Raw genomic sequence first — 4,172 nt, 5'->3', positions numbered from 1 at the left:
GCGCCGGCTGAAAGTGCATGCCCCTCAGGGTGAAGGCCGCCCTGTTCCGCGACAGACTGGTCTGGGCGGGCGAGAAGGGATGGCCGGCGGCGGCGAAGGCCCGCGGGCAGAACAGCCGGGCGAAACCGCCCCGCTCGTCCTCGACGGGATCGATGTCCACCACCACGGCGCCGGCGATGGGCGTGGGCGAAAAGCGCATCAGTCCCAGATCCGGGGCTCGGGCGAGGCGGTGACGAAGCGGCCGCCCCAGGCGCGGATGCGCGCGGTCTGGGCCATGATCTCCTCGCGCAGGTTCCAGGGCAGGATCAGGAGGTCGTCCGGCCGCACCACATCGATCTGATCCGGCGCCAGTATGGGGATGTGGCTGCCGGGCAGGAAGCGGCCCTGCTTGTGCGGGTTGGCGTCGAAGCAGGCGACGATGTCGTCCGCTCCCACGCCGGCATAGTTCAGGAAGGTGTTGCCCTTGGCCGCCGCGCCGTAGGCCGCCACCTTCCGGCCCGCTGACCTGGCCTGCGCTAGGTAGTCCAGGAAGGCCGAACGCACGGCCTCGACCCGCGCCGTGAAGCCGCCGTAGGTTTCCAGCCGGTCCAGCCCCGCCGCCGCCTCCCGGGCGCGCAGGGCCATCAGGGCCTCGGTTTCGGCGTGGGAGGCGTCCGCCCGGCAGCAGAACAGCCGGAGCGATCCGCCATGGGTGGGCAGGAGCGCCACGTCGAAGGGCCGCAGGCCCTTGGCCCTGAGCACCGTTTCCACCGCCAGAAGGGACAGGTAGGAGAAATGCTCGTGATAGATGGTGTCGAACTGAACCTGCTCGATCAGGTTCAACAGGTGCGGGAACTCGAAGGTCAGTACGCCCTCCGGCTTCAGCACGTGCCGGAAGCCGCCGACAAAGTCGCCGATGTCCGGCACGTGGGCGAGGACGTTGTTGGCCGCCATCAGGTCGGCGGTCAGGCCCCGGGCGGCCAGGTCCCTGCCGGTCGCCTCATGGAAAAAGACCACCTCGGTGGGCACGCCCCGGTCCCGGGCGGCGGCGGCCGTGTTGGCCGTGGGCTCGATCCCCAGCACCGGCACGCCCATGGAGACAAAGTGCTGCAACAGATAGCCGTCATTGCTGGCCACCTCGATGACCCGCGAGTCTGGACCCAGTCCGAACCGCTTCGCCATACCCTCCGCGTAGGCCCGGGCGTGGGCCACCCAGCTGTCCGAGTAGGAGGAGAAATAGGCGTAACCGTCGTCGAAAATCTCCCCTGCCGGGACGGGGTCATCCGCCTGGACGAGGAAGCAGGATCCGCACACCCGGGTGCGCAGGGGATAGGTCTTCTCCGTCCCCGCCGCCAGCTGCTCGGGCGTCAGATAGGCGTTGGCCAGGGGCTGAAGGCCCAGGTCCAGGAAGTCCTGGGTCAGGGGCGCGCGGCAGAATCGGCAGGTAGGCGCGGTCATGGCAGGGCCTCATAGCGCGCGATCTGCTCGCGGCACAGGGCCAGGGCGGGCTCTCCGTCGGCCTGCCGCCGGTACCACTCCATGCTCCAGTCGATGGCCTCGGGCGCCGCCAGCCGGCTTTCGAAGCCCAGCACCCGCCGGGTCAGCCCTGCATCTATGCCCAGGGCCCTGGCCTCCAGCGACCCCGGGTCCGGCTCATGCCGCCAGGGCTTCCCGCCCAGGGCCGCCGTCGCCCGGCTGGCCAGTTCGCCCACCGTCACCTCCGCCCCGCCGGGCGCCGGGCCGAAATTGAGGGCCCTCGGCGTCGCCGGGTCCTGCGCGAGGCGCTCCAGGAAGACCAGATACCCCGCAGCGCAGTCCAGCACGTGCTGCCAGGGCCGGGTGGCCTCAGGATGGCGCAGGACGACCGCCTCGTCCGCCGCCGCCGCCCGCACGATGTCGGCCACGATCCGGTCGCGGGAGAAATCGCCCCCGCCGATGACATTGCCGCCGCGGGCCGTGGCCACCGGCACGCCGGCCCGGTCGAAATAGCTGCGCGCCATGGAGGCGGTGATGATCTCCGTCGCCGCCTTGGAGGCCGAATAGGGATCCTTGCCCCCCAGGGCGTCGCCCTCGGTGAAGGCCCGGCCCGTCTCGGCGTTGGCGTAGACCTTGTCCGAGGTCACCACCAGCACGGCGGCCAGGGCGGGCCGGTCGCGCAGGGCCTGCAGGAGGTGGGCCGTGCCCATGATGTTGGCGGCGAAGGTGGCGACAGGATCGGCGATGGCGGTGCGCACGATGGGCTGGGCGGCCATGTGCAGAACCAGGTCGAACTCCGCCGCCATCAGGGTCTGGGCGACGTCGGTCGCGTCCCTCAGGTCGGCGATCCGGGAGTCCACCAGCCCGCCCACCCCGGCCAGGTCGAACAGGGCCGGCTCCTGGTCCGGCGCTAGGGCCAGGCCCGTCACATTCGACCCCAGGGCCGACAGCCAGATGGCCGTCCAGCCGCCCTTGAAGCCGGTGTGCCCGGTCAGGAGGACCCGCTTTCCGGCCCAGAAGGCGGGATCGGGGCGGGTCAGGACCACAGCTTCCAGGGCGCCTGGCCCGACGCCCACAGGGCTTCGAGGTTGTTCTTGTCGCGCAGGGTGTCCATTCCGGTCCAGAAGCCCGCATGGGGAAAGGCCATCAGCTGGCCATCGGCGGCCAGGCCCTGAAGGGGCTCGGACTCCCAGGGCATGGGATCGCCGGAAATCCGGCTCACCACCTCGGGCTGCAGCACGAAAAAGCCGCCGTTGATCAGGCCCTCGTCGCCAGGGGGTTTCTCAACAAAGCGCTGCACGGACCCGTCGCGGATGTCGAGGGCGCCATAGCGCCCGGGGGGGGAGACCGCCGTCACGGTCGCCTGCCGTCCATGTGACCTGTGGAAGGCCGCCAGGGCGCCGATGTCCAGATCCGCCACCCCGTCGCCATAGGTGAAGAAGAAGGGCCGCCCGGGCTCCAGGTAGCCTGCCACCCGCTTCAGTCGCCCGCCGGTCATGGTCTCGGCCCCGGTGTCCACCAGGGTGACGCGCCAGGGCTCATGGTGGGTGGCGTGGTACTCCACCGCGCCCTTGGCCAGGTCCACCGTCAGGTCGGCGTTGTGCAGGACGTAGTTGGCGAAATACTCCTTGATCATGTAGCCCCGGTAGCCGAGGCAGATGATGAAATCCCGGACCCCGAAGTGGGAGTACAGCTTCATGATGTGCCACAGGATCGGCCGGCCGCCGATCTCGATCATGGGCTTGGGCCGCAGGTGGCTTTCCTCGGAGATCCGGGTGCCCAGGCCGCCGGCCAGGATCACCGCCTTCATCCCCGCCGCGGGACTGTCGGATTGGGTCAAGACGCTGTGCATCCCTCTGTCGCGCCGCCTGCGCGCGCCCCCTCTTAGCCCGAACCCGTGCGCCGATGAAGCCTGAACGGCCCGTCGACCTGATCATCATCGGCGCCCAGAAGGCCGGCACCACCGCCCTGTTCGACTATCTGGGCGACGACCCCGCCTTCGTCCGGTCCGACGTCAAGGAGATCCACTTCTTCGATGTCGAGGACCCGGCCGCCCCCACGCCCGACCTGTCCGCCTATGCCGCCCACTTCCCCGACCGGCCCGGCGTGCGCGTCGAGGCCACCCCCATCTACATCTACTGGCCCGGCGCCCTGGAGCGGATCGCCACCGCCTGCCCGGGGGTGCGCCTCGTCCTCCTCCTGCGCGATCCCGTGGAAAGGGCCTGGTCCCACTGGCGTATGGAAACCGCCCGGGGCGCGGAAGATCAGCCCTTCTCCTGGTGCATTCGCCGGGGCCGCCAGCGCCTCTTCGAGGCCGAGCCCTTCGGCCATCATCGCGAGTTCTCCTATGTCGAGCGCGGCTTCTATGGCGAGCAGGTCGAAAGGCTTTTCTCCCTTTTCGATCCCGCCGACGTCCTGATCGAGAGGGCCGAGGACCTCGACGCCGCCCCCGCCGGCGTCCTCGCCCGCCTGTCCGCCTTCGCCGGAACGCCGCCCCCGCCGCAGGTGCGCCCCCGCCGCGTCCACGTGGGCGCCCCGGCTCCGATCCCCGAAGCCGACGCCGCCTTCCTGCGACAGGTCTACGCCCCTGACCAGGCCCGCCTGAAGGCCCTGACCGGGATCAGCTGGGCCTCCTGAAAGTCCGCCGCCCCCCTCACCCTCGGGGGAGCAATTAAGCGACTGTAATTCCTCCACCTTCCAGGGGGAGGTGGACCGCG

The 4,172-nt window shown here is 70.3% G+C and carries 5 protein-coding genes; 1 reads left to right on the top strand and 4 read right to left on the bottom strand.

Going from position 1 to position 4,172, the window contains the following annotated elements; genetic code table 11:
- From IM632_RS04300 to rfbF, 4 genes are all read right to left on the bottom strand, one after another.
- A partial coding sequence (locus tag IM632_RS04300; RefSeq protein WP_296552043.1) for a dTDP-4-dehydrorhamnose 3,5-epimerase family protein occupies window positions 1–199 on the bottom strand: 199 nt, incomplete at its 3' end.
- The gene (locus IM632_RS04295; RefSeq protein ID WP_296524929.1) at window positions 199–1,437 is read right to left on the bottom strand and encodes a class I SAM-dependent methyltransferase; all 1,239 of its coding nucleotides are present in this window, start codon (window positions 1,435–1,437) and stop codon (window positions 199–201) included. The genes IM632_RS04295 and IM632_RS04300, both read right to left, overlap by 1 nt.
- Entirely contained in the window at window positions 1,434–2,531 is a 1,098-nt protein-coding gene (rfbG, locus tag IM632_RS04290; RefSeq protein ID WP_296552042.1) for a CDP-glucose 4,6-dehydratase, read from the bottom strand. The genes IM632_RS04295 and rfbG overlap by 4 nt, the downstream gene beginning before the upstream one ends.
- Window positions 2,492–3,265 (bottom strand): glucose-1-phosphate cytidylyltransferase, encoded by a 774-nt coding sequence (gene rfbF / locus IM632_RS04285; protein ID WP_296480112.1) that lies wholly within the window; start codon window positions 3,263–3,265, stop codon window positions 2,492–2,494. The genes rfbG and rfbF overlap by 40 nt, the downstream gene beginning before the upstream one ends.
- 95 nt (window positions 3,266–3,360) lie before the next feature.
- Between rfbF and IM632_RS04280 the strand changes: the two genes are divergently transcribed.
- Complete coding sequence (locus IM632_RS04280; RefSeq protein WP_296551545.1) at window positions 3,361–4,092, top strand: sulfotransferase domain-containing protein; 732 nt, start codon at window positions 3,361–3,363, stop codon at window positions 4,090–4,092.
- Window positions 4,093–4,172: the final 80 nt, after the last annotated feature.

The organism is Phenylobacterium sp. (assembly GCF_020402505.1).
In the GTDB taxonomy this organism is placed as follows: domain Bacteria; phylum Pseudomonadota; class Alphaproteobacteria; order Caulobacterales; family Caulobacteraceae; genus Phenylobacterium.
Note: the sequence above shows the minus strand (reverse complement) of the source record. Positions and strands in the feature narration are given on the sequence as shown.